Source organism: Bradyrhizobium sp. KB893862 SZCCT0404 (assembly GCF_018130885.1).
Lineage (GTDB): Bacteria > Pseudomonadota > Alphaproteobacteria > Rhizobiales > Xanthobacteraceae > Bradyrhizobium > Bradyrhizobium stylosanthis.
In genome coordinates this window covers 239,633-262,378 of the sequence record NZ_JAFCLT010000008.1, presented here as the reverse complement: position 1 = coordinate 262,378, position 22,746 = coordinate 239,633, and the positions used below count along the sequence as shown (strand labels likewise).

Sequence of the window (22,746 nt, the reverse complement as noted above, 5' to 3'; positions counted from 1 at the left end):
CGGCGATCGGGTGACGTTCATCGCCATGATGGACAAGGACGTCATCGCCGACATCAAGCAGGTGGCCATCGATGAGCATCGGGCCGCGTGGGATGTGATGGAGCAGGCGGCGAGGGAGTTCCTGAAGCGGAGGAAGAAAGATGCGTTCGAACGGTAGTGGCCGCTGCCGCCGCTCAGTGCCGCACTACTTGGCCTGAGCGCTTGCGCGGGATCCGGTTCGTCGCGGCAGCCGAGCGGGCCCGGCGGGGCACTATTTCTTCGTCGAGCACATCGGTGCTTCCGCCGCCCAGGAGTGACCCCACGACAGCCCTCATAACCGGAGCGCAGACGCCGTTCCCGAGCACCTTGATCTTGTCTCGACGCGTCCCATGGTCGAGCTCGAATTTGATCCCTTCACCGCGATGATCCTTCAGGTGGGTCAGTCCCATTGCTCGCTTGAGTTCGGGCACCTGCAGCATCCTCAGGGTAGGGACGCCGTCGATCCACTGAACCAGCCCGAAACGGTCCAAGGTCGTGAGCGTCCGCAACGGGCGATCAAGCCGCTGCCAGCCCCCGGCGCGATCAGAACCGTAGTAGACGATCAGGAAGTCCTTCTTGCGACCGAGTTCGGCAATGCCACGTTCGACACGGTCTATGGTCGATGCGGCCCGCCTGCCGTTGTAGACGGGCTCGGCCGAATAGGTGCCGACCCGATCGAGGATGCTCCAAGCGTCTCGTTCGGTTCGGATGATAGGCCTTACGATCGACGGCGTGCCCAGCTTGTCGCCCATGATGAACAGCCGCCGCCTGTTCTGCGGCGTTCCGAAGTCGGCGGCGTCAAGCGGCTCGATTCTGAGATGATAGGTCTTCTTCAGGGAAGCGATCAGGTCGTCGAAACCGGGCCAATGGCGCATCGGCGTGACGTTCTCGAGAACGATCCAACGCGGGTCCAGCTTCTTGATGAAGTTCATCACGTACCAACCGGAACGCTGGCTCTCGGTATCGACCGGCTTGTTGCCGCGCGCCACCGAATGATGGGTGCATTCAGGAGAGGCGATCAGCATGTCGACCTTGCTGACGCGACTGAAGATCTCCGGACCGCTGCGATCCGACAGCCGGGCGTTGACGACTTCGGCCTCCTGGAAATTCGACCGATAGGTCTCGGCTGCGATGTCCCAGGCATCGACGGCGCCAACCATCGTGAGGCCGGCATGCCGCGCACCAGCGCTGCCGCAACCACCACCGGAAAAGAGATCAATCGCCTTCATTTGCAGTCCCTTTGGCGTTCGAACGCCTTACCTATCAGCTGTTCAGCGAACGATCGCATTCGGCGACCGAACATGGTTTACGCGGGTTAAGAACTGCCTACGGCCCAGTTCATGGCTCGGCGAAGCGGGCTAGGAATCCTCGGTTCACTTGCAAGTGTCGCTTTGAGGTAGATGGCGTCCTTGCAGAACTCCTCAGCGACTTCGCAGATCTCTCCGATGGCCTTGGCACGAGCGATGGCCCCTTGGGCATCGACGAAGAAGCGGCGGGAGAGCTCGTCAGCGAGCGGTCCGGCTTCCAGGCCGTCGGCCCTGCAGCAGGTGACGACGTCCTGAAGGTCATGGTTAACGGCGGACGCGGCGCGTCGCGCGATTTCCAATTGCTCGTCCAGGTGGGCGGCGATGTCGGCGTCGAGCAGGGGGGCGCCCGCGTCGGTCCGCAGATCGGCGAAAGATCCGGCCAGCGGGATCTCGATGCCGTCGCGAGGAGCGACCAGATCCATTCCACGTAGTTCGACCCGTCCCGACGCAGATTGTCAGGAACGTCGAATATCGGCTCCCATTCGCCGTTTGATGAAGTGCTCTGATCGCCGGACATGACCGTCTGCCTTGTGTGTCGGGTCACCATGCCAGGCCGCCCCGCATTACGCCAGGTTGCGGGAGTCCTTCGCCAACAGAATTCTTTCGAGGCATAGGGAAGGGGACTTGCGGACCTGATGCTCCCAGATGCGGACCACCTTCCAGCCCGCCCTCCGGAGAGCGCGGAAGTTTTTCAGGTCCCTCCTGATGTTGCCCTCGATCTTCCGTTCCCAGTGCTCCGAGAGCTTCAGCCTCCACGCGGGAAACCGCCAGCCGTGCCAGAAATCTCCGTCGACGAAGATCGCGACCTTGATGTCGCGCAGCACGAAGTCGGGGCGCCCAGGCAAGTCCTTGCAATGCTCTTCCCACTGCAGGCCCGCGCCGGCCATGAGTTCTGCTACCGCACGCTCGGGTTTAGTGCCCTTGCCCCGGATCCTGGACATCAGGGCGCTGCGGGTCTCAGGACTCATAATGTCCCCCCGGTGAAGTCGAATCGGAGGTTCTCCCACCGCTTTTTTCTTGGAACGGCTTGCGTAAGTCATTGATGGATAGGAGAATTAGAATAAGGGGGCATTTTAGGTATGGAAGTCCACGATCGGCTCGAAAGCAAGGTCACACAAGGGGATTTCCTTGTGAACATGCTGCGCGTGGCGCGATCAGATGGGCCGCGTCTGGAGCAGGCCTTCATCGAACACGTCGGCAACCTGGCCGAGAAGCTTAGCCATTTCCTCCGGAGCAACGGCCTCATCCGGAAGGCCGAATATGAGCCGGCCAAGTTCTGGGCCCAACAGAAGGGCCGGGCATTCGGCTTCGTCGACGGCGGCGTCGCCTCCATCGACCTGCCGGGCGCATCGCCTCTCGGCATCCGGGTCGGGAGCTACGTGGTGCGACCGGGAGACGAAACGGACCGCCGCGAAGAGTTCAATATCGAGTTCTCCATCGTGGATGATCTGTACGCTGAGAGCCCGTCCACGTTTGCCGTACCCGACGACCTCGAAGACCGCTACGGCGATCGGGCCAAGCTGCGCGATGCGGCCAGGATCATCTCGGAAATCGCGGCGGCGCTCGCCTTGATCCGCAGACGGTCCGACGTGAAGACGGTGCTGGTGCACGGCCCCTTGATCAATCCCGCCGCGCCCTATGGGCCGCCGGGCTTTCCTTTCTTTACCGCCGATACCGCGGAAAACCTGTTCGGTGCCCCTGTGCCGAGCGAGAAGCGTCATTTCGTGCCGCTCTACCGCGACATCCTCGAGCAGGTGAAGGCTTGCTCCGCGCAGGCGTTCGGAGTCGTTGAGCGCGACGGAGGCGGCCGCGTACTTCTCCTGAGGGTGCTCGAGGAGATGAACCGGGCCGGCGACCTGCCGGACAAGAACTACGCCGCGGGCGACGCTCTGCTGCGCAAGTACGACCTGTCGGACACGCAGATCCTCGATGTTGTTCTGGGTCCGGGTGAATATCTTGAACCGAAGGTCGTTCCCCGCCAGGAGCCGAGCAACAAGTGGCCGAAGGATTGGGAGGAGAGCCTGAAGTTCTATCCGAATCCTTTGACGACCTACCTCAAACCTTCAGAGACGGTCCGCCCGTTCAGGGTGGAGACATTCGAGGGGACGGAGGATTACCAGGAGGCGATGACGCTGATCCTGGCGACGGCTCGGCTTCTGCCCGGCTATGGCTTCCCGGTGGCGCTCGACATCGTCGATAAGTACGCGAAGGTGCCTAGCTGGCTCAGCAGGGAAATCGGCGCCGGACACAAAGCCGTGCTACTCAGAAAGGCTTTCGAACAGGATGACCGGCGACTACAGGAATATGCGATCAAGATGCTCTCCGTGAGCAGTAGAGACTGGTTCTTCAGGCCCAAGGCGTAAGAGGCGCGCTCGAGATGACGTGGATCACCGACCCAGAGAACATGATCGGCACCGTCGTCGGCAACACGTCGACCGACAGCTACCGCTTCATCCTGCGCAGTCTCCGGGCCAAGGTCGGCGACATCGTCGCAACGTTGTCCAAAATCCCGGATGACAGTCGCAAACACGAAGACGCGATCATTTGGGGACGGATCGTCTCGATCGATCGGCACAACCCTTTCTTCCCTGCCGAGGCCGCACAGGAATTGGCCGAACAGAACCTCGAGCTGATCAATACGGTGCTTTCCACCAGCCGCGATTATCTGAACGCGGAGGTACTCATTCTCGGTTCGTCCGGAGCGGATTCGGGGGCGAGGGCGGATCTTTCGCCCCTCACCTATCCGGTGCAGCCCGCAGCGAGAGTCGTAAATCCGCCCGCAGCCAGCATTCGGAAGCTGCTCGGAGCCGCACAGGACAATGCGCCAAAGCTCCACGTCGGGACGCTTCTTGGGCGATCAGACGTGGACGTCTCTTTTGCAGCCAACAAGGTCGTATCACGCCACCTCGCAATACTCGCGATGACAGGTGGCGGAAAGACGGTCGCCGCCCGCCGGATCATTCTGGCGCTCATCGAACATGGCTATCCGATCGTGATTTTCGACCCTCACGGCGATTATCTGGGTCTCCAGGAACATCGGTCAAAGCTGCCGCCCGACACCGAGGTCAAGCTTTTCTATCCGATGATGAAGGTCTCGGAAGAGAACGTCACCATTGTCTCCGATCTCCTTGCCAAGATGGGCAAGAAGATGACCGAGGCACAGCAGGACTTCTTCAACAAGCTCGTGACCGAGAACAATGTGGTCGACGGCATGAAAGCCTCGGACTACATCCGGAGACTCATCGAGCACGCAGAGAACACTTTCAACAAACTCCAACGGAAGGACAGCGAGGCAGAGTCCGAAGACTCTCCCAAGAAGTTTGGTGCGAGCACGATCAACGCGGTCAAGCGCTCTCTGACCTTCGTTCTGAGCGCGCTCATGCAGATGGAGCAGAACAATAAGGCCCTCGTCGAGAGGCTGAAGGACGACTATGTCTTTAGCGAAATGCCGGATCCAAAGCGCGATCCCGAGGACATCGTGCGGAAGAAGCAGGTCTCGATATTCTACCTGGCCGGATACGATCACCTGACGCAGTCGACGATCGTGTCGATCGTGCTCGATGCCCTGTTCTCGCATCGGGCGTCGCTGACCAACAGGATCCCTCCGTTCCAAACCGTGCTCGAGGAGGCTCATAACTTCATCCCCAGCCGCCAGGAGGGGACAGACGAGACTCCCTCGCTGGCCACGGTTCGCAAGGTCATCACCGAGGGACGAAAATTCGGCACCGGCCTGATGATCATTTCCCAGCGGCCCGCGCGACTTGACGAGACGATCCTGACGCAGTGCAACAGCTTCCTTGTCCTGCGGCTTGTGAATCCGAAGGACAAGAGCTTCGTCCGCTCTGTGATGGAGAATCTTTCCGAATCCGACGCCAATATCCTTCAAACGTTCGGGCCAGGTCAGGGGATCGTCTCGGGGCAAGCCGTGCAGTTTCCTCTGCTTGTGAAGGTCCAGCACGACGAGCAATTCAAGAACTCGAAGATCGGCGACGAGGACTTCCTGAAGGCCGCCGCCGAATGGGACGAGAAGGAATCTCGGGCACGAAATCGCAACGCCTTCATGGACGGCGAGCCTGCGACTGCGAAAGAAACGGCCTCGGGCAAGGGTGCTGACGCCCCGGCCGCGGGCGCAAAGGCCGAAAAGGGCAGCGGGCCGAAGGTTGAGCCTGCTGAGCTGAAATTCAGCGTCGTCAGCAAGCGCAAGCGCTAGGTCGGCCTGACTACTTCATGGCTGATCGCGTGGCGGGCAATGCGACCGGCGTGCTTCGCCTGAGCCGGAGATGGATTCTTTCTCCATCCTCCGACGGCCATATTCTGCATCGTGGCGACGATCTTGCGCTCGAAATCACTGAGCGCTCGAGTCTCTGCGCCCCACACGGCAATCTGAGTCCACGCGCGCTCGTTCAGCCGCCGGCACAGCTCGACGTCTTCAATGTTACCGGCGTCGATCCCCGCGACCGTGGTACCGTTGGCGTGATCTCCGTTGACGTGCTGCACTGAAGTCGCGGCCCCTGAAGCAGGCGGAGCGGCCGAGAGCAACGGATCCTGATCCTCGGGTAACGCTTCCGGCGGCATGTCCTTCGCGACAAGCTTGACTTTGCTTACCGCGTCCCAGCACCCATCCTTTTTGCACCACTCGGTGACGTTCTGACCGTTCGCGGAGTCCACGATCGATTTCTGGATCACTGTGGCCCATTGCTTCAATAGTTCAGCCAGCTCATCTGACGGACCCTGCTCGAGCCAGACGCGATCGAGTCGAAAACGGTCCTTGAACTCGAGCGCGCAGCGAGCGACGAGATACGCGGTGATTTGCGCACGATAAGCGGGAATGCCTGCGCTGCGCACCGCTTTGGCAGCCTGTTCGAAGATGATGCCTTTGGCGATCAGGTCGCGGTAGAACTGCTGGTCCGGATGTTGCCTTCCCGGCAAGAACTCGTCGAGCTTGTTCATGAACTGATTGAAGTTCTTCTGGGCTCCGAGGCACACCCTCTGCGGCTCGCAGTTCCAGGCCATCATGTAGGCGGCAAGATCAGTCTTGCCGAACTTCTGATCCTTCGGACATTCCTCGCGGAATTCCTTCTTCTTCTTCGGGGTGGTGCCGTACCGAACGTACGCCGCCTCATAGGCGCCGCGGGCGCGCTCATAGAACCAGCGGCTCACTCCGTCCGGGCACCACACGTCGTTCGACAGATCCTCGATCTGACGATGAAACTTGATGTTCGACTGGAGATCGGCCGCCTTGATCGGGTTTTGCGTGTTCGCGTATTCGGTGATGCGAGGAATGAACTCTTCCAGATCGTCGGCATCGACCCTGGTGAGCTTCACCGCGACATGAATCTGGGCGACGTCCTCTTTGGCCTTCCGCGCACGATGGATCGTGCTGGTCGTCTGCGCGCCGTTGACGATCTGGAAGCCGACCAGTTTCTTGATGACCGTCTGCCCGTGGTCGAGACCCGCATCGATAACGTCGGCAGTTGCGCAGATGCCGTTGTTGTAGGCGAGAAAGCGCACAGGAGCTGTCTTGATCGTCTCCAGCATCTTCCTGTTCACGCCGGTCTTCGGCTGGAGATAGGAACGGAGATTGAGTTCGTAGAGCTTCGAACCGTACCGCTCGAAGATCTTGTAGAGCGTTTCCCCGTCGAGCGTCAGCAGGTAAGTCTTGTAGTTGTAGTCCTTGCCGCTCACCTCGATGCAGGGTACGCCCTTTCCGAGCAATTCCTCAAAATCGACCTGGATGTCGGAGCGACGAATGGTGACGTCGGAGATCCGGTACAGGCGATCGATGTCGTATTGCTCGCTCCGGAAAGAGATGCCGGCACCTTCGGCGTTCGAGATTGCCCAATCGATCCGGGCGTTGGAAGCGACGATGACTTGGACCTCTTTCAACTCGCTGAGGTGGTCCCTGATGTGCTTGACCAACTCCACGACTTCGGGACGGTCGTCGAGCTCTCGGCCGGCAGACACAGCCGTCACCAGGTTGAAAGCGTGACGGACGAGTCCTTCGAATTCAGCCTTTGCGACCGCGCCCCCGTCCTGCTGGTAGGCCGTCGTGACAAGGCGCAGTGTCCCGGTGTCGTCGATCGGCGCGTAGCCTCGAACGGTTACCTTGTTGCGGCCCACCCGGTCGTTGATCGTGCATGGCACGAACTCAGGAAGACCGCCGTCCTGGGCGATATACGCTCCCGCCACCTCCGCGAAGGCCGCCTGGATTTCATCGTCGTCGGGGGATTCCTTGGTCAGCTTGTTCGAAACTTCCGCATCGAGGCGCCTCGAGAACTCGCTCGCCTTCTCTTCCTCGATCGTGGTGATGCGCTGCTGAGACACTCTTTCCCCCTGCCAGCAGAACATCTCACGTGGACGTCGCCGGTTGCAACCGTCAGATGACGCTAATAAACGGATACCTAAGGGGAATCCACCGTTTTACGGAGGTTAAGAGCCGCCTTGATGCCGCCTTTCGGTTGATGGGCCTTCAGCCTATCGCCGGTCGCTCGTCGCGCGGATTCGAAAGTTTTCCGTACTTTCACGGACGTGGAAGCGGGCGGGCCCACTCCGTCCTTCGGGTGCCCGTGCCCAGAGGTATGCGGTACCTTCGTCTAAGACGACGGACTCGACCGTGAAACCTGCACGTTTAACCAATTCGGCGAGGTCGTCCGGCGGGATGAGGCCGTAGAAGGAATAGCCCCTGAGCGAATCCATAAGGAAGCCGTTACCGTACGGCTGGCAATTGGGAAGTTTCTGCATCCTTGTGAAATCTGAATTGCGGTAGAGCGTCACAAACAAGCAGGTTCCGTTCGGCTTTAGCTTGGCTCGCATCAACTGAACGATGCCGAGCCTGACGCTCGCGGACGGAATTACGGAAAGTACGTTTATGCAGAAGCCGCGGTCGTATTGCTGGTCTCGGGAAGCAAACTGGCTCACGGTGAGTGCGTGGACGTGGTTTGACTTGCCAACGTGATCGCGGATCGTGGTCGAACGTCCGCGGATCATTTGTGTTCTTGAAAGCTGCACCTCCGAGTCGATCAGCGCGAGTTCTTCGGTGGTTTTGGCTATTGTCCGTTTGTAGCGCAGTTTTCCGCACCCGAAATCGAAGCTGGAATGAACCGGCTCGAGTCCCGAAATCAGTTTGTTAAGATAGGCCGAACTCTGTGTATCCGGCTTGGCCGCGTTTTCACTCCGGATGATGATTTCTTTTCCGATCTTGTATCGCATCAGGTGGCCGACTCTGCGAATGCTTTGCGGTTGGCGGCATTTGCCTCGGCATTGCCGGCAATCTGCTGGATCTGGGGATCAGCCCTTCGTTCCAGCAGCCCATAGCGGAGATGCATAAACAGGAGCGCTCCCATCGAGGCGCTCCAAAAAATGATCAGCAACCAATCTGCCTTGGCAAATGCGGACAAGACCGCAAAGCCGGTGACTATAAAGAGCCACTCGAGGGCGACCCAATACATATGCCAAGCCTCCAAAGCGCTTTCGATGTCGTGCTTGTCGACGAGGGGGTGCTCGCTTCGGCTGGACGCGTACTTGTAGAACGTCTCCCTCATGAGCGGATGGCGGTCGCGCTTAAGATGCGTGACCTGACGCGCCGTCATTTGTGCGCCCGACATGACCGCGAGCGGGAGAAGGATATTTGCCCGGTCGAATCTGGCTCTAATTTGGAAGAGGTCCGAAATTCGGTCGTGGAAGCGCGTGACTCTGCTGAAGATGAGCACCAACAGAGCGACTGCAAAACCGCCAATATTGACTTCGGGAGCTTTGATGGCGGTAGCAAATTCCTTGAAACCAGGCAGATGCTCAAGTCGCAGGAAAAGGCCGTTGATCCAGGGGTCGTACCTCGCGACGAAGGTGCCGGCCAGGGTCAACCAGAAATCGGCTAGTGCGATCTTCCAAAGCATCTCCGAATAGTTCTTCGGCCCGAAGAAGGGCATCAGAACGCGAAGGATCGAATCCATACCCGCCCCTGAGTTGATAGTGTCAGCCCGCAATCGGCCTGATTGATTCAGAAAAGCGACTTCTGGTCAATCGGCGCCATACATCTTCCTAGGGGATCTAACGGAAAGCCGTCGTCGGTGAGACCAGACCCACCACATTCGGGGGGCTCAAAATCTTCGAAAAACGGATGCGCAATACGTGAGTTATACCGCGGGGATCTTCAACCTTGGGGTCCGGGGAGATCCACGTCTAAAGCAAAAATGCCGCATCCGACATCCCCGGACGTGCCGGCTCCTCGGAGACGACCTGCTCGGCCCAGTTATCGAGCGACGCGTCCGCCTTCCGGAAGAGCGCGGCACGGACAGGGTCGTGAAGCATGATTTGCTTCAGGGTCTGGCCGGCAATGGAATCCTTGAACTCCACTTGATGACCCAGGCTCTCCAGATTGTGGAGGCCGAATTCGTGCGCGAGAAGTCGCACGTCGTCGCTGTGGAGGTGTCCGAGAAACATACGGGGCTCCCGCGCGGTGTCGTGACAGACGGCCCAGCCCTGTGGCCCCGAAAGCATTCCGCGCCGTTGCCAGCCGTGCTCGGCATAGCAAAGGCAGGGCAGCGCGAATGCCTTTCCGATGAGATCCACACTGGAATCTCGGCCGCGCGAGTTCTGCATCTGCAGTACGACGCGTCCGATTTCGACATGGCGCGAAACGTGACGCCGGCGACTTCCTGCTCATGGAACACGAACGGCGATGCTGGCTGCTTCATGTCTTCCTCGATGGCGATTGGATGGGATGTGCAAGCGTTGCAGACGCGACGAAGCCGATTAGACCCCCTCCGCTTTTTTCGCGCTCAAAAATCGGCGAAAAACCCGAGGAGAAATTCGACAGGCGTTTCAGGGAGATCTGAGATCGAGTCGTTTTCAAAACGATATCGAGTCGTTTCTAAAGGTGAAATCGAGTCGTTTTCAAAGTGTCCGCACAGCAGGGCGAAGCGTGGTGGGCCCGGCAGGACTCGAACCTGCAACCAGACCGTTATGAGCGGCCGGCTCTAACCATTGAGCTACAGGCCCCGCCGCGGGGTGGCCCCGCGGGAACGCGCGGCCGGCAACGGTGCGCGGTTCGTTTACAGGGATGGAGGCGGGGGTGCAATGCTGGCTCCGGGGGACGGAAGCCCGGTGCGGCATCGCGGAGGATTTTTGAATACCCGAAATTTGCGATTGTGCTGTTATAATCCTGTTTTGCCCGACGATGCAAACCGGTTTCGGCCAGGCAAATCGCGCCGGCTCCGTAACCCCTTGTAATTGCTGGCCTCGGCTACTGTGCATGGGGTTGTTTTCGCACTTTTGGTTTGAGAGGGCCCTTCGGCCCCCTCAAACCTCCCGCCGACGAGCCTAGTCGACCGACACGCCTGCGAACTCCACCACCTTCTTCCACTTCTCGGTCTCGTCCGCGACCAGCTTGCCGAACTCGGCGGGCGTCATTGGCCTGGGGATGCCGCCGTTCTCGGTCAGCCGCGCGATCACCTTCGGATCCTTCAGCGCTTCGCCGACGGCCTTGTTGAGGGTCTCGATCACCTCCGGCGGCGTGCCCTTCGGCGCGGAGATGCCGTAGAAGCCGACCGATTCGAAGCCGGGCACGGTCTCGGCGATCGCGGGCACCTCGGGCACGGTCGGCCAGCGCTTCGGCGAGGTCACGCCCAGCGCGCGGACATTGCCGCCGCGCGACTGCTCGAGCGCGGAGGGCAAATTGTCGAAGATCAGCTGCACCTTGTTGGAGATGATGTCGGGGAAGGCGATCGCGGAGCCCCGGTAGGGCACGTGGATCATGTCGCACTTGGTCATCGCCTTGAACAGCTCAGCCGACATGTGCACCGAGGTGCCGTTGCCGGACGAGGCATACGAGATCTTGCCCGGGTTGGCCTTGCAATAGTCGATGAACTCCTGGACCGTCTTCGCCGGAAACGCGTTGGAGACCACCAGCATGTTGGTGAGCTGCATGATGCTCGCCACCGGAGTGGTGTCGCGCAAGAAGTCGAACGGCAGCTTCTTGTAGAGCGAGGTCGAGATCGCGTTGTTGGGCGCGACGAACAGCAGCGTGTAGCCGTCTGCCGGCGCGTTGATCGCGGCCGCTGCCGCGATGTTGCCGCCGGAGCCGGCCTTGTTCTCGACGATGAACTGCTGGCCGAGCCGGTCCGAGAGCGCCTGCGCCATGATCCGCGCCACGATGTCGACCGGGCCGCCGGCGGCAAAGCCGATCATCCAGTGCACGGGGCGGTCGGGATAGGCGGCGGAGGCGGGAGGGGAGGCGCTGAAAAGACCTAAGACAACTGCAAGCCCAAAAACACCGCTACGCAAAATTCGCAACATGACGCCTCCCATTGTTCTATTGTCGTTGGGGGCATGCTTTCACAAAAACGGGCTTCTGCCTACATCGTCACAAGTCGGTGTTGACGCAGGCTCGCCGGGAACGACCATGAGATTCGCATCCACGATCCTTTTCGCAGCAGTGCTGATTTCCAGCCCCGCTGCTGCTCAAACCGGAGGCAAGGCCATTTCGACCACGACACTCAGCCTCGGCACCGCGACGCCCGGCGGCGGCTTCCCGCTCTATGGCAACGCCTTCGCGGAGGTGATGAACGCGGCCGATCCGGTCGTGACCATCGCGCCGCGCAACACCAAGGGCAGCAACGAGAACATCCCGCTGCTCGAGAAGGGCGAACTCGATCTTGCGCTGGTTGCCGGCGAGCCCGCCTATGAAGCCTTCGCCGGCATCGGCCGCGCGCCGGTGCGGCTGAAGATTCTCACGGCGATCTATTCCAACCCCGGCATGTTCGTGGTGCGCGCGGACAGTCCCTACAGGACGATTGCCGATCTCGTCGGCCAGCCCGTCGCGTTCGGCGCCAAGGGCTCCGGCCTGCCGATCCTGGCGCGCTATGTGCTCGATGGTCTCGGGCTGAAGCAGGACGAGGATTTCAAGGCGATCTATCTCGACCGCGCCGGCGACGGTCCGGCGATGGTCGAGGACGGCCGCGCCGCTGCGCTGTGGGGCGCCGGCATCGGCTGGCCCGGCTTTGCCGCGGTGGCCTCGAGCGCATCAGGCGCGCGCTTCATCGCTCCCAGCGCGGACGAGATCACGCGCATCCGCGCCAAGCATGCGTTCCTCAAGCCGCTGACGGTTCCGGCCGGCAGCTACCCCAAGCAGTCCGAGCCGATCGCCTCGCTCGGCTCGTGGAGCTTCGTCCTCACCCGCGAGGATCTGCCCGACGACGTCGCCTATCGCCTGGCGAAGACGCTGCATGGCGTGGAAGCGACGTTCTGCAAGACGCTTCCGCAGGCCTGCGAGACCACCGCGGCGAACACCGTCGCTGCCGCGCCGCGGCCGGAGCTGATCCATCCGGGCGTGATGAAGTATTTTCGCGAGATCGGGGTGGTGAAATAGGTCTCTTCCTTTCCTTCTCCCCTTGCGGGAGAAGGTGGCGCGAAGCGCCGGATGAGGGGTTCTCTCCTCTCGCAAGGCCGTTCGTGAGGATAGATACCCCTCACCCGGCTTCGCTTCGCGAAGCCACCCTCTCCCGCAAGGGGAGAGGGTGCACCGTCCGCGCGGTTAGGTAGCTACACCGTCACTTCTTCACCATCGCACAGGCCGGGTCCGGCGGGCCGAACGCCTTGTCGCCCGAGATCGTCGTGAGGATCTTGTAATAGTCCCACGGATACTTGCTCTCCTCCGGCGTCTTCACCTGCACCAGCCAGAGGTCGTGCACCATCAGATTGTCCTCGCGCAAGCGGCCGTTGCGGGCGAAGAAATCCTCGACCGGCTTCTCGCGCATCTTCGCGGCGACCTTGAGCGGATCGTCGGTGCCGGCTTCCTTGATGGCGTTGAGGTAGTGGATCACGCTGGAGTAGACGCCGGCCTGCCACATCGACGGCATCTTGTTCATCTTGGCGAAATAGCGCTTCGACCATTCGCGCGTCTTGTCGTCCATATCCCAGTAGAACGAGGTCGTCAGCAGCAGGCCTTGGGCTGCCTGCAGCCCGAGGCCATGGATGTCGGTGATCAGCGCCAGCAGCGCCGCCATCTGCTGGCCGCCCTTGAACACGCCGAACTCCGAGCCGGTCTTGATCTCGTTCATGTTGTTGGGGGGACCGGCGGCAATGCCGATGATCTTGGCCTTCGAGGCCTGCGCCTGCAGCACGAAGGAGGAGAGATCCGGCGTTGCCAGCGGCGGCCTCACGGAGCCCAGCACCTTGCCGCCATTGGCGGTGATGACGCTGGAGGCATCGCGTTCGAGCGAGTGGCCGAAGGCGTAGTCGTCGGTGATGAAGAACCAGCTGTCGCCGCCGCGCTTGACCACGGCATCGGCGGTGCCGACCGCGAGCGCGCGGGTGTCGAACACCCACTGCATCGCGTAAGGCGAGCAGAACTTGCCGTGGAAATCCGCAGTGCCCGTGGAGTGGGTGATGAACAGCCGCTTCTTCTCGTTGGCGATGTTCTGCACCGCAAGGCCAACGGCGGAGACCGGCACGTCGACGATGAGATCGACCTGGTCGACGTCGTACCAGCGCCGCGCCAGCGAGGCGCCGATGTCGGCCTTGAGCTGGTGGTCGCCGACGATGATGCTGATCGGCTTGCCGAGCACCTTGCCGCCGAAATCGTCGATCGCCATCTGCGCCGCGGTCACCGAGCCCTGGCCGGTCGGCGCCGAGGCCGGACCGTTCATGTCGGTGAGCACGCCGATCTTGACGACGTCGTCGGACACCTGCGCCATGGCGGCACCCGGCAGCAGGGTCGCCGCCAAGGGCATCGCTGCAATGGCGGCCGCGACCGGCAGTCCAAATCTCGTTGGCTTCACGCTTGTCCTCCCCTGACCCGGCGCGTTGGCCGGTGTTGCCTTCGCCGGGTACGGCCCGGCTGAATTGGTTTCTTTTGCAACTATTTTGGGGCGGGCGTCAATGTCAGGCCGCGAAGCGGACCTGCCCGGCGGGGGAGGGATCGTAGCCGGTCAGCTCCTCGGCGCGCTGGCGCAGCCTTCGTTCGCTGAGGAACCTGATCAACGCCTGCATGGCAGGGCGGAAATAGCTGCGCTGCCGCATCGCAAGATCGAAATTCTCCCAGACCAGCGGCACGAAATCGAGGCCGGCCGAGCGCGCCGCCGCGCGCGTCGCCACCCCGCAATCAGCCTGACCCGCGCGGACCATCTCGGCGAGATCGGGCCCGGTGAGGGCCGGCATCTCCACCCGGCGCAGATCCCGCACCGTCGCGTCCGCGCGCTTGAGCAGCGCGTCGAGCAGCATCTGCGCGCCTGTGCCTTGTTGTCGCATCGCCATCCTGGCGCCGACCGCGAGCACGTCGGCGAGGCCGCGCAGCCGTTTCGGATTGCCCGGCGGCAGCACGAGGCCCTGCTCGCGGCGCACGAAGGCGACCAGCAGCGCATCATGCAGGTCCGGAGCGTCCCGCAGCGCCGTCACACTGGCGTCGGCGACAAGGTTGCCGGCGGCATCCAGGCTGTGGAAGTGCACAGCCACCGCCATCACCTCGTCGCGCTGCAGCCGTTCGAGCCCGCGCGCGCTGCCCTCGCTCATCGATCCCAAGCCGGAGCCGGATTCGCGCAGGCTCCAATCCAGCAATTCGTCCTGGCTGCCACCCACGACGGGTGGCGGCTCCGTGGTCAGCATGCCCGCGGGACGCGCGAGGCCCGACAGGACCCAGAGGTCGAGCTCATGGCGAGGGAAGAGCCACTTACCGGTCACCTTGCTGCAGGGGATCGCACCGGTGGTGACGAGTTCGTAGAGCTTGCGTTCGCCAAGTCGGAGGTAGTCAGCGGCTTCACTGGTCGTCAGGAATTCCATCCTGCATTCCTATGCAAATTCTTGCTTCTTTTTGGACTTCCGTCGCAGGTGGAAATCTGCATTTCATTTGTGTCCGCGGGAACCATGCCCGATCATCTCGTTGCTTTGCAACACATCCGCGCACGCGATTTCCGCTTTGGTGAACGATCTTCGCGCACGCAAATGGCGCAGACCTTGCGGCTGTTGTGAACGCGCAAGCGATCGGCGGTTTTGCAATCGCCGTGCCGCGTCATACGTTGCCGAAATATCCCGGACGGCAGCGCGATGGCGTCACGAGTGCGGCGCAATCGGTCATCATGATCGCGTCATATCGAAGGGAACCAGCTCATGGCCGCTCGCCGCCTGTTCGTTGCATTCGCGCTTCTCTGCGGCCTTGCCTTTGGGCCTGAGGCGTCGTCTGCGGACGATCGCGCAATCGTGCTGGCCACGACGACATCGACGCAGGAATCCGGCCTGCTCGATCATCTGCTGCCGATCTTCCGCGACAAGACCGGCATCGACGTGAAGGTCATCGCGCGGCGCGCCGACGAGGTGCTCGACGGTGCGCGCAAGGGCGAGGCGGACGTCGTGCTGACGCATGCGCGGCCGCAGGAGGAGAAGTTCGTCGCCGACGGCTTTGCCGTGAAGCGCTTCGACGTGATGTACAACGACTATGTGCTGATCGGACCGAAGAGCGATCCTACCGGCGTGAAGGGCAAGGACATCGCGACCGCGCTCAAGGCGATCGAGGCCAAGGGCGCGCCGTTCGTGACGCGCGGCGATCGCTCCGGCACGCACGCCGCGGAGCTCGCGCTCTGGATCGTCGCCGGCATCGACATCGCGAGCGCCAAGGGCGCCTGGTATCGCGAGGCCAAGCAGGGCATGGAGGCGGCGCTCGAGGCCGCGCGCACGGCGAACGCCTATGTGCTGTCGGATCGCGGCAGCTGGATCTCTTTCCGCGATCGCGGCGATCTCGACATTGTCGTCGAGGGCGACAAGCGGCTGCTCAACCAGTACGGCGTGATGCTGATGAACCCCGAGAAGTTCGCGAACGTGAAGAAGGAGCTCGGGCAGACCTTCGTCGACTGGCTGATCTCGCCGGAAGGGCAGGCCGCGATTGCGGGGTTCAAGGTCGACGGGCAGCAGCTGTTCTTTCCAAACGCGGACAAGACGGGCGGCTGACATCCGCGTCTCCGGCGGTTGCCAAACCGGACGATGCGTGATCCATCATGGCGCATGACCCAGCGCCTGCCGCCATCGCTGACGCCGCTCGACACCGCACTCACCGCGTTGCTGCGTGGCGTCGATCCCGTTACGCCGGTCGCGTTGCCGCCGGCGGAGGCGATTGGCTGCGTCGCTGCCGGCATGCCGAAAGGAACGTCGTATCCGCCCCACGACATCGCTGCCGCGGATGGCTGGGCGCTGCGCGCCAGCGATCTCGTCGGCGCCTCCGCCTATGCGCCGCTCCCGCTGGCAATGGCACCCGCCTGGGTCGATGCCGGCGATGCGATGCCTGGGGGATGCGACTGTGTGCTCGATGCTGACGCCGTGGAGGTATCGGGACCGTTGGTGCAGGTGCTCGCCGAGGCCGTGCCGGGGCAGGGTGTCCGGCGCGCCGGAGGCGACATCGCCGCGGGCGCGACAGATAGTGCGGAAGGATATCCGGTCGGTGCGGCCGCCCTGTTGCTCGCGGGCGCGGCAGCGATCGACCGGCTGAGCGTGCGGCGGCCGCGGCTGCGCATCGTCAACGTGCCGGGCGCGACGACGACGGCGCAGATGATCGGCGGGATCGCGCGCGCAGGAGGGCTCGAGGTGCAGACGTTTGAGGCGGCCGCGCGCGATGAAGCATCGATCGCCTCCGTGCTCGATGCGTCCGCTTGCGATCTGCTGGTGATCGTCGGCGGCAGCGGGCTTGGCCGCCAGGATGCGGCGGTGACTGCATTGGCTCGGCGCGGCGAGGTGCTCGCCCATGGCATCGCGCTTCAGCCCGGACGCACCGCTGCGGTCGGGCGGCTCGGCAAGGTTCCCGCCGTCGCCTTGCCCGGCTCGCCGGATCATGCGCTCGCGGGCTGGCTCGCGCTCGTGCTTCCGCTCATCGACCGTCTGTCGGCACGGCGGCCGCGCCGACAAATCGACCTGCCGCTGGCGCGAAAGATCGCGTCCAGCGTCGGCATCGCCGAGATCGTGCTGCTCGCTGAGGAACATCGCGCCTGGAAGCCGCTTGCGGTGGGGGAGTGGCCGTTCCAGGCCATCGCCCGTGCCGATGCATGGCTGACCATTCCCGCCAGCCATGAAGGATTTGCGGCGGGCGCGCCGGTCGATGCTTATCTGATGCGGGAGTGATATGGGTTCCGGCATGACCATGATCCCGAAACCGCCAGACCGCAGCGCGCTCGAACAGGAGCAGTTCCTCAAGATCCTCTCGCGCGAGGAGGCGCTGGCGCGCTTCGAGGCTGCATTGTTCCCGCGCGCGATCCCGAGCGAGCTGCGCAAGCTTGGCGATGCGCTCGGCACGGCGCTGGCGGAAGACGTCACCGCGCCGATCGATGTGCCGCCGTTCGACCGCTCCAATGTCGACGGCTTTGCCGTCCGCTCGGCGGACCTCGCCGCTGCGGGTGAAGGCACGCCCGTTCGGCTCGTGTTGAATGGCGAGACCATCCACTGCGGCACCGCGCCGAGGATGCAGGTCGCCGGCGGCACAGCCACGCCGATCGCCACCGGAGGCCCGGTGCCGCGCGGCGCGGATGCCGTGGTCATGGTCGAGCACACCCAGCCGGCCGGCCTAGATGCGATCGACGTCCGCCGCGCCGTCTCGCCCGGGCAGTTCGTGTCCTATGCCGGCTCCGACATCGCGCGCGGCGAGGCGCTGCTGCGCGCCGGCACGATCATCGGCTCGCGCGAGATCGGCATGCTCGCGGCCTGCGGCATTGCAGAAGTTACGGTCGCGCGAAAACCGCGGATTGCCGTGATCTCGACCGGTGACGAGCTGGTGCAGCCCGGCGAAAGCCTCGCGCCCGCTGAGATCTACGACACCAACGGCGCGATCGTCGCGGCCGCGATCGACGAGAACGGCGGCGCGGCGATCTTTCTCGGCGCCATTCCCGACGATGAGGCCAGGCTCGAAGCCGCCATGCGCAGCGCGCTGGCCGACGCCGACATGCTGGTGCTCTCGGGCGGCACCTCGAAAGGCGCGGGCGATCTGTCTCACCGCATCATCGGCCGGCTCGGCCAGCCCGGCATCATCGCCCATGGCGTTGCGCTCAAGCCCGGCAAGCCGCTGTGTCTTGCGGTCTGCGACGGCAAGCCGGTGGTGATCCTGCCGGGCTTTCCGACCTCGGCGATGTTCACCTTCCACGACATGATCGTGCCGGTGCTGCGCCGGATGGCCGGCATGCCGCCGCGCTCCGACGCCAAGGTGACCGCAACCGTGCCGGTGCGCATCGCCTCCGAGCTTGGCCGCACCGAATTCGTCATGGTCTCGCTGGTCGAGGGCAGCAATGGCCTGATCGCCTATCCCTCCGGCAAAGGCTCCGGTGCGATCACCTCGTTCGCGCAGGCCGACGGCTTCCTGCGCATCGACGCGCTCGCCGACCAGATGCCGGCGGGCACCGAGACCGAGGTGACGCTGTTCACGCCGCATGTGCGGGTGCCCGACCTCGTCATCGTCGGCAGCCATTGCACCGGCCTCGACCTCGTCACCGCGCAGCTTGCGCATGCCGGCCTGACGGTGCGCTCGATCGCGGTCGGCAGCCTCGGCGGGCTCGCGGCGGCCAAGCGCGGCGAATGCGATCTCGCGCCGATCCATCTGTTCGACGACAAGAGCGAGACCTACAACACGCCCTATCTGGTCGAAGGATTGGAGCTCGTCCCTGGCTGGCGGCGGATGCAGGGCATCGTCTTCCGCAAGGGCGACACCCGCTTCGAGGGCCTGAGCGCGAAGGATGCGGTCGCCGCCGCACTCGCCGATGCCGCCTGCATCATGGTCAACCGCAACCAGGGCGCCGGCACGCGCATCCTGATCGACCGGCTGCTCGGCGGTGCGCGCCCGGAAGGCTACTGGAACCAGCCGCGCTCGCATAACGCCGTTGCCGCTGCCGTCGCGCAGCACCGCGCCGATTGGGGCATGACCATTGCGCCGGTCGCCCATGCAGCCGGGCTCGGTTTCATTCCACTCGCTGAGGAGCATTATGATTTCGTGCTGGTGACGGCGCGCAAGAACCGTCCGGCGGTGCAGGCGTTTCTCGATGCGCTGGGCTCGGACGCGGCGCGCGCGGCACTGGAGCGAGCGGGCTTCCGGCCTGCATAGAGTAGACGACGACGCGGCGCTCAAGCCGCGCGACAGGGTGGGGGACGCGATGGCAAGGCCGCTTTCGGTTGCGATCGTCGGTGCCGGCATGGGCGGGCTTGCGACCGCCGCGGCGCTGAGACGCGTGGGCGTCGACGTCATGGTCTACGAGCAAGCCACCAAGTTCGCGCGCATCGGCGCTGGGATCCAGATCGGCTGCAACGCCATGAAGGTGCTGCGCGCGCTCGGGCTGGAGACGCGGATGCGCGAGCACGCGTTCTACCCGCGCTCCTGGAACAATCGCGACTGGGAGAGCGGCGACATCAAGTTCGACATGATTTTCGGTGAGAGCGCGGAAGAGAAGTTCGGCGCGCCCTATCTGCTCGCCCATCGCGGCGATCTGCACGCGGCGCTGGCGAGCGTCGTTCCCGCCGATGTCGTGAAGCTGAATCACAAGCTGGTTGGTCTCGACGAGACCGGCGATGGCGTCCGGCTGACATTCGCCGACGGCACCAGCGCCGTTGCCGATGCGGTGGTCGGCGCGGATGGCGTGCATTCGACGGTGCGCGACATCCTGTTCGACACTGCGCCGGCGAGGTTCACCGGCCGCATCGCTTATCGCACCACTTATCCGGCCGCGCTGCTCGGCGGGGAGAGGATCGACGACTGCACCAAATGGTGGGGCGAGGACCGCCACATCGTGATCTATTACGTGAAGCCCGACCGCAGCGAGGTCTATCTCGTCACCAGCCAGCCCGAGCCGGACTTCCGCGTCGAGTCATGGTCAGCGAAGGGTGACGTGCGCGACCTCCGCGCCTCGTTCGAAGGCTTCCATCCTCAGGTCGGAAACGTGCTCGCGGCGTGTCCCGACGTGCACAAATGGGCGATCATGGATCGCGAGGCGCTCGACCGCTGGGCGGTCGGCAAGGTGACGCTGCTCGGCGATGCCTGCCATCCCATGACGCCCTACATGGCGCAGGGTGCGGCCATGGCGATCGAGGATGCCGCCGTGCTGTCGCGCTGCCTCGACGGTGCCGATCGCGATGGCGTTGCGGATGCATTCCGCCGTTTCGAGGCGACGCGGAAAAGCCGCACCACGCGGGTGCAGGAGACCTCGCGCGCCAATATCTGGCTGAAGGAACGGACCGATACCAGCTGGGTCTACGGCTACGACGCCTGGTCGGTGCCGCTGGCGGCCTGATCGCGCAGGCGTTCGCGTTCTTCCGCTTCGGCAAGCGCACGCTGCGCGGCGGGCGGCAGCGGCTTCGGGTCCTCAGGCACCTCGACGATCTTGTCGCTTCCGGTTGCCTGCCGGCTCAGCCGTTTCGTGTTGTCGATCGCGGCCGACATCTCGACCACGAAATCGACGACTGCGAAGACGGCGTTCAGGAGAGAGTCGGCCATGGTTCGTCCGCGGCAATGTCCCTCTCATTGGTCGTGGCCCGCCCGGACCTGGTTCGATGCCGCGTGAACCGCGAAGCCCGTCGCCGCGACCAAGGCCTGTGAGCCAGGCCATGACCGTGTCGACACCCCTCAATTTCCGCAAGATCGCCGCGCTGGTCGCAGGTGCCGGGACACTGTTCTGGCTCTACACCTTCTATTTCATCGCCCATGTCCCGCCCGGCGACGGCTCCGGCTTTCAATGGCTCGCGGTATTCCCGCTCGGCATGGTCTTCGGATTGTTCTTCCTGCCGGCATGGCTGCTCGTGGCCATCGGGCGCCTGCCGCGTTTCACCACGGCCGTCGGTCTGTGCGGCCTGATCGCCTTCGCGATCATCTGGATGCAACTCCTCAACGAGTTTCCAAAATCGTAAGGCGAGCTCACGCCGCGTCGTCGAGTGCCGCGAGCCGCTCCGCCTCGGCGATGTCCTCGACCGTGTTGGCGTTGAAGAACGGATCGAGCGGCTCGGTCGGCCAGGTCACCGTCGCGAGCGGATAGCGTGCGGTCCAGCGGTCGATCTTGCGGAGATCCTCGACCACGAGCGCGTGGCGTAGCTCGTTGCGCAGGGCGACGCGCCACAGGCCGATCACCGGATGGGACTGGTCGCCGGACGCTGCGACCGCGAGCTGCGCGTTCTCCCGGCTCCGCGCCTCGTGCAGATTTGAGACCAGGTCGCGCGGCAGGAAGGGGCAGTCGCCGGCGGCGCTGAGCACCCATTCCACGTCCGGCCGGTTCGTTGCGGTCCAGTCGAGCGCGGCCAAAATGCCGGCGAGCGGGCCGGGGAAGCCGGGGACGTCGTCGGCAATGACCTGCAAGCCGAAGGCCGCGAAGCGCGCGGGATCGCCGTTCGCGTTCAGGATCAGCCCGCTGCACTGGGGCCTCAGGCGCGCGATCACGCGCTCGAGGATGGTGCGGCCGCCGATGGTGCGCATCGGCTTGTCGCCACCGCCCATGCGGCGCGCGAGGCCGCCGGCGAGCAGTACGCCTTGTGTCGCGGGAATCTCAGTCGTCACCACCTTCACCCTTGCGCTTGTGCCTGGCCGACTCCTCCTCTACATAAGCGAGGTTCTGGTCGTAGACGATCCGTTCCTCGCCGGCGAGCACGATGAAGCGCTTGCCGCGGGTGCGGCCGACCAGGGTCAGGCCGACCTGCCTTGCGAGATCGACGCCCCAGGCGGTGAAGCCGGAGCGGGACACCAGGATCGGAATGCCCATGCGGACGGTCTTGATCACCATCTCCGAGGTGAGGCGTCCCGTGGTGTAGAGGATCTTGTCCGAGGCATCGACGCCGTGGCGGTACATCCAGCCCGCGATCTTGTCGACCGCGTTGTGGCGGCCGACGTCCTCGGTATAGCAGAGCGGCTCGCCCTCCCTACACAGCACGCAGCCATGGATCGCGCCGGCCTCGAGATACAGCGAGGGCATGGTGTTGATGGTCTGCGTCATCTGGTAGAGCCAGGAGGTGCGCAGCTCGGCCTTCGGCAGCGCGACGCTCTCGACCGCTTCGAGCAGATCGCCGAAGGCGGTGCCCTGCGCGCAGCCCGAAGTCTGCGTGCGCTTCTTCAGCTTGGCTTCGAAATTGGTGTGGTGCTCGGTGCGCACGACGACCACCTGAAGGTCGTCGTCGTATTCGACCTCGGTGACCACGTCACTATATTTCAGCATGTTCTGGTTCAGCAGGTAGCCGAGCGCCAGATATTCGGGGTAGTCGCCGATCGTCATCATGGTGACGATCTCCTGGGCGTTCAGGTAGAGCGTCAACGGCCGCTCCATCGGCACCTTGATCTCGACCCGGGCGCCGGTCTGGTCGGTCCCGGTCACGCTCTGGGTCAGGCGCGGGTCGTCCGGATTGGGGACGATCAGGGGCACCGGGGCTTTGGCGATCTTCATCATGGCGGCGACGTTAGCATGACATTCGGGTCAAGCCGATATAAGCATGCTCA

Annotated in this window: 22 protein-coding genes and 1 tRNA gene; 9 read left to right on the top strand and 14 right to left on the bottom strand. The window is 63.5% G+C overall.

Annotated elements, in window-relative coordinates; all coding sequences use genetic code 11:
• Nucleotides 1-10: 10 nt before the first annotated feature.
• The gene (locus tag JQ617_RS28820) at nt 11-157 is read left to right on the top strand and encodes a hypothetical protein (protein WP_212029270.1); all 147 of its coding nucleotides are present in this window, start codon (nt 11-13) and stop codon (nt 155-157) included.
• Nucleotides 158-173: 16 nt separating this feature from the next.
• Here the strand turns inward: JQ617_RS28820 and JQ617_RS28815 are convergent, their stop codons facing one another.
• The 3 genes from JQ617_RS28815 to JQ617_RS28805 all read right to left on the bottom strand — a co-directional run bounded on the left by JQ617_RS28815 (nt 174) and on the right by JQ617_RS28805 (nt 2,293).
• Nucleotides 174-1,247, bottom strand: coding sequence for a DNA cytosine methyltransferase (locus tag JQ617_RS28815; RefSeq protein ID WP_212029269.1), 1,074 nt, complete (start codon nt 1,245-1,247; stop codon nt 174-176).
• An 86-nt stretch (nt 1,248-1,333) separates the two neighbouring features.
• A complete protein-coding gene (locus JQ617_RS28810) occupies nt 1,334-1,747 on the bottom strand; it encodes a hypothetical protein (protein ID WP_212029268.1) in 414 nt (137 codons plus the stop codon).
• A 141-nt stretch (nt 1,748-1,888) separates the two neighbouring features.
• On the bottom strand, nt 1,889-2,293 hold the full coding sequence (locus tag JQ617_RS28805) for a very short patch repair endonuclease (RefSeq protein WP_212029267.1): 405 nt from the start codon (nt 2,291-2,293) through the stop codon (nt 1,889-1,891).
• 111 nt (nt 2,294-2,404) lie between these two features.
• Between JQ617_RS28805 and JQ617_RS28800 the strand changes: the two genes are divergently transcribed.
• On the top strand, nt 2,405-3,688 hold the full coding sequence (locus JQ617_RS28800) for a DNA double-strand break repair nuclease NurA (protein WP_212029266.1): 1,284 nt from the start codon (nt 2,405-2,407) through the stop codon (nt 3,686-3,688).
• 14 nt (nt 3,689-3,702) lie between these two features.
• On the top strand, nt 3,703-5,535 hold the full coding sequence (locus JQ617_RS28795; protein WP_212029265.1) for an ATP-binding protein: 1,833 nt from the start codon (nt 3,703-3,705) through the stop codon (nt 5,533-5,535).
• Here JQ617_RS28795 and JQ617_RS40285 read toward each other — a convergent pair.
• The 6 genes from JQ617_RS40285 to JQ617_RS28765 form a co-directional block, all read right to left on the bottom strand.
• Entirely contained in the window at nt 5,532-7,649 is a 2,118-nt protein-coding gene (locus JQ617_RS40285; protein ID WP_212029264.1) for an AIPR family protein, read from the bottom strand. The genes JQ617_RS28795 and JQ617_RS40285 overlap by 4 nt on opposite strands.
• Before the next feature lie 150 nt (nt 7,650-7,799).
• On the bottom strand, nt 7,800-8,534 hold the full coding sequence (locus JQ617_RS28785) for a class I SAM-dependent methyltransferase (protein WP_212029263.1): 735 nt from the start codon (nt 8,532-8,534) through the stop codon (nt 7,800-7,802).
• On the bottom strand, nt 8,534-9,274 hold the full coding sequence (locus JQ617_RS28780) for a hypothetical protein (protein WP_212029262.1): 741 nt from the start codon (nt 9,272-9,274) through the stop codon (nt 8,534-8,536). The genes JQ617_RS28785 and JQ617_RS28780 overlap by 1 nt, the downstream gene beginning before the upstream one ends.
• 229 nt (nt 9,275-9,503) lie before the next feature.
• Complete coding sequence (locus JQ617_RS28775; protein ID WP_212029261.1) at nt 9,504-9,893, bottom strand: hypothetical protein; 390 nt, start codon at nt 9,891-9,893, stop codon at nt 9,504-9,506.
• 353 nt (nt 9,894-10,246) lie between these two features.
• A tRNA-Ile gene (locus JQ617_RS28770) sits at nt 10,247-10,322 on the bottom strand.
• 321 nt (nt 10,323-10,643) lie between these two features.
• Nucleotides 10,644-11,618, bottom strand: a complete 975-nt coding sequence (locus JQ617_RS28765) for a Bug family tripartite tricarboxylate transporter substrate binding protein (RefSeq protein ID WP_212029260.1) — start codon at nt 11,616-11,618, stop codon at nt 10,644-10,646.
• A 106-nt stretch (nt 11,619-11,724) separates the two neighbouring features.
• On the opposite strand from JQ617_RS28765, the gene JQ617_RS28760 reads away from it, so the two are divergent.
• Nucleotides 11,725-12,690: a TAXI family TRAP transporter solute-binding subunit gene (locus JQ617_RS28760; RefSeq protein WP_212029259.1), complete on the top strand. Its 966-nt coding sequence runs from the start codon at nt 11,725-11,727 to the stop codon at nt 12,688-12,690.
• Between the two features lie 181 nt (nt 12,691-12,871).
• On the opposite strand, the gene JQ617_RS28755 is transcribed toward JQ617_RS28760, so the two are convergent.
• Nucleotides 12,872-14,101 carry an ABC transporter substrate-binding protein gene (locus JQ617_RS28755; protein ID WP_212029258.1) on the bottom strand — a complete coding sequence of 410 codons (1,230 nt, stop codon included), beginning with the start codon at nt 14,099-14,101 and terminating at the stop codon, nt 12,872-12,874.
• Nucleotides 14,102-14,204: 103 nt separating this feature from the next.
• Complete coding sequence (locus JQ617_RS28750; protein ID WP_212029257.1) at nt 14,205-15,098, bottom strand: substrate-binding domain-containing protein; 894 nt, start codon at nt 15,096-15,098, stop codon at nt 14,205-14,207.
• A gap of 327 nt (nt 15,099-15,425) precedes the next feature.
• On the opposite strand from JQ617_RS28750, the gene JQ617_RS28745 reads away from it, so the two are divergent.
• The 4 genes from JQ617_RS28745 to JQ617_RS28730 are packed head-to-tail and all read left to right on the top strand — an operon-like array spanning nt 15,426 to nt 20,563.
• Nucleotides 15,426-16,259: an ABC transporter substrate-binding protein gene (locus JQ617_RS28745; protein WP_212029256.1), complete on the top strand. Its 834-nt coding sequence runs from the start codon at nt 15,426-15,428 to the stop codon at nt 16,257-16,259.
• Between the two features lie 54 nt (nt 16,260-16,313).
• Entirely contained in the window at nt 16,314-17,420 is a 1,107-nt protein-coding gene (locus JQ617_RS28740; protein WP_212029430.1) for a molybdopterin-binding protein, read from the top strand.
• Between the two features lie 13 nt (nt 17,421-17,433).
• A complete protein-coding gene (locus JQ617_RS28735; RefSeq protein ID WP_249157645.1) occupies nt 17,434-19,383 on the top strand; it encodes a molybdopterin biosynthesis protein in 1,950 nt (649 codons plus the stop codon).
• Nucleotides 19,384-19,432: 49 nt separating this feature from the next.
• Entirely contained in the window at nt 19,433-20,563 is a 1,131-nt protein-coding gene (locus tag JQ617_RS28730) for an FAD-dependent monooxygenase (protein ID WP_212029254.1), read from the top strand.
• On the opposite strand, the gene JQ617_RS28725 is transcribed toward JQ617_RS28730, so the two are convergent.
• Entirely contained in the window at nt 20,530-20,766 is a 237-nt protein-coding gene (locus tag JQ617_RS28725) for a hypothetical protein (protein WP_063692349.1), read from the bottom strand. The two genes, JQ617_RS28730 and JQ617_RS28725, sit on opposite strands and share 34 nt — an antisense overlap.
• Before the next feature lie 110 nt (nt 20,767-20,876).
• Here JQ617_RS28725 and JQ617_RS28720 point away from each other — a divergent pair, with 110 nt between their 5' ends.
• Nucleotides 20,877-21,176, top strand: coding sequence for a hypothetical protein (locus JQ617_RS28720; RefSeq protein WP_212029253.1), 300 nt, complete (start codon nt 20,877-20,879; stop codon nt 21,174-21,176).
• A 7-nt stretch (nt 21,177-21,183) separates the two neighbouring features.
• Here the strand turns inward: JQ617_RS28720 and mobA are convergent, their stop codons facing one another.
• Both mobA and fdhD read right to left on the bottom strand, forming a co-directional pair.
• Nucleotides 21,184-21,825 carry a molybdenum cofactor guanylyltransferase MobA gene (gene mobA, locus JQ617_RS28715; protein WP_212029252.1) on the bottom strand — a complete coding sequence of 214 codons (642 nt, stop codon included), beginning with the start codon at nt 21,823-21,825 and terminating at the stop codon, nt 21,184-21,186.
• Nucleotides 21,806-22,696 carry a formate dehydrogenase accessory sulfurtransferase FdhD gene (gene fdhD, locus JQ617_RS28710; protein WP_212029251.1) on the bottom strand — a complete coding sequence of 297 codons (891 nt, stop codon included), beginning with the start codon at nt 22,694-22,696 and terminating at the stop codon, nt 21,806-21,808. Before fdhD ends, mobA begins: the two co-directional genes overlap by 20 nt.
• Nucleotides 22,697-22,746: the final 50 nt, after the last annotated feature.

What these genes read in the sequence shown, in the direction of transcription:
- JQ617_RS28795 (WP_212029265.1), top strand. Translation starts at nt 3,703, where the DNA reads ATGACGTGGATCACCGACCCAGAGAACATGATCGGCACCGTCGTCGGC.
- JQ617_RS28815 (WP_212029269.1), bottom strand. Translation starts at nt 1,247, where the DNA reads ATGAAGGCGATTGATCTCTTTTCCGGTGGTGGTTGCGGCAGCGCTGGT.
- JQ617_RS28800 (WP_212029266.1), top strand. Translation starts at nt 2,405, where the DNA reads ATGGAAGTCCACGATCGGCTCGAAAGCAAGGTCACACAAGGGGATTTC.
- JQ617_RS28730 (WP_212029254.1), top strand. Translation starts at nt 19,433, where the DNA reads ATGGCAAGGCCGCTTTCGGTTGCGATCGTCGGTGCCGGCATGGGCGGG.
- JQ617_RS28765 (WP_212029260.1), bottom strand. Translation starts at nt 11,618, where the DNA reads ATGTTGCGAATTTTGCGTAGCGGTGTTTTTGGGCTTGCAGTTGTCTTA.
- fdhD (WP_212029251.1), bottom strand. Translation starts at nt 22,696, where the DNA reads ATGATGAAGATCGCCAAAGCCCCGGTGCCCCTGATCGTCCCCAATCCG.
- JQ617_RS28805 (WP_212029267.1), bottom strand. Translation starts at nt 2,293, where the DNA reads ATGAGTCCTGAGACCCGCAGCGCCCTGATGTCCAGGATCCGGGGCAAG.
- JQ617_RS28740 (WP_212029430.1), top strand. Translation starts at nt 16,314, where the DNA reads ATGACCCAGCGCCTGCCGCCATCGCTGACGCCGCTCGACACCGCACTC.
- JQ617_RS28785 (WP_212029263.1), bottom strand. Translation starts at nt 8,534, where the DNA reads ATGCGATACAAGATCGGAAAAGAAATCATCATCCGGAGTGAAAACGCG.
- JQ617_RS28720 (WP_212029253.1), top strand. Translation starts at nt 20,877, where the DNA reads ATGACCGTGTCGACACCCCTCAATTTCCGCAAGATCGCCGCGCTGGTC.
- JQ617_RS28735 (WP_249157645.1), top strand. Translation starts at nt 17,434, where the DNA reads ATGACCATGATCCCGAAACCGCCAGACCGCAGCGCGCTCGAACAGGAG.
- JQ617_RS28760 (WP_212029259.1), top strand. Translation starts at nt 11,725, where the DNA reads ATGAGATTCGCATCCACGATCCTTTTCGCAGCAGTGCTGATTTCCAGC.
- JQ617_RS28725 (WP_063692349.1), bottom strand. Translation starts at nt 20,766, where the DNA reads ATGGCCGACTCTCTCCTGAACGCCGTCTTCGCAGTCGTCGATTTCGTG.
- JQ617_RS28780 (WP_212029262.1), bottom strand. Translation starts at nt 9,274, where the DNA reads ATGGATTCGATCCTTCGCGTTCTGATGCCCTTCTTCGGGCCGAAGAAC.
- JQ617_RS28750 (WP_212029257.1), bottom strand. Translation starts at nt 15,098, where the DNA reads ATGGAATTCCTGACGACCAGTGAAGCCGCTGACTACCTCCGACTTGGC.
- JQ617_RS28745 (WP_212029256.1), top strand. Translation starts at nt 15,426, where the DNA reads ATGGCCGCTCGCCGCCTGTTCGTTGCATTCGCGCTTCTCTGCGGCCTT.
- JQ617_RS28810 (WP_212029268.1), bottom strand. Translation starts at nt 1,747, where the DNA reads ATGGATCTGGTCGCTCCTCGCGACGGCATCGAGATCCCGCTGGCCGGA.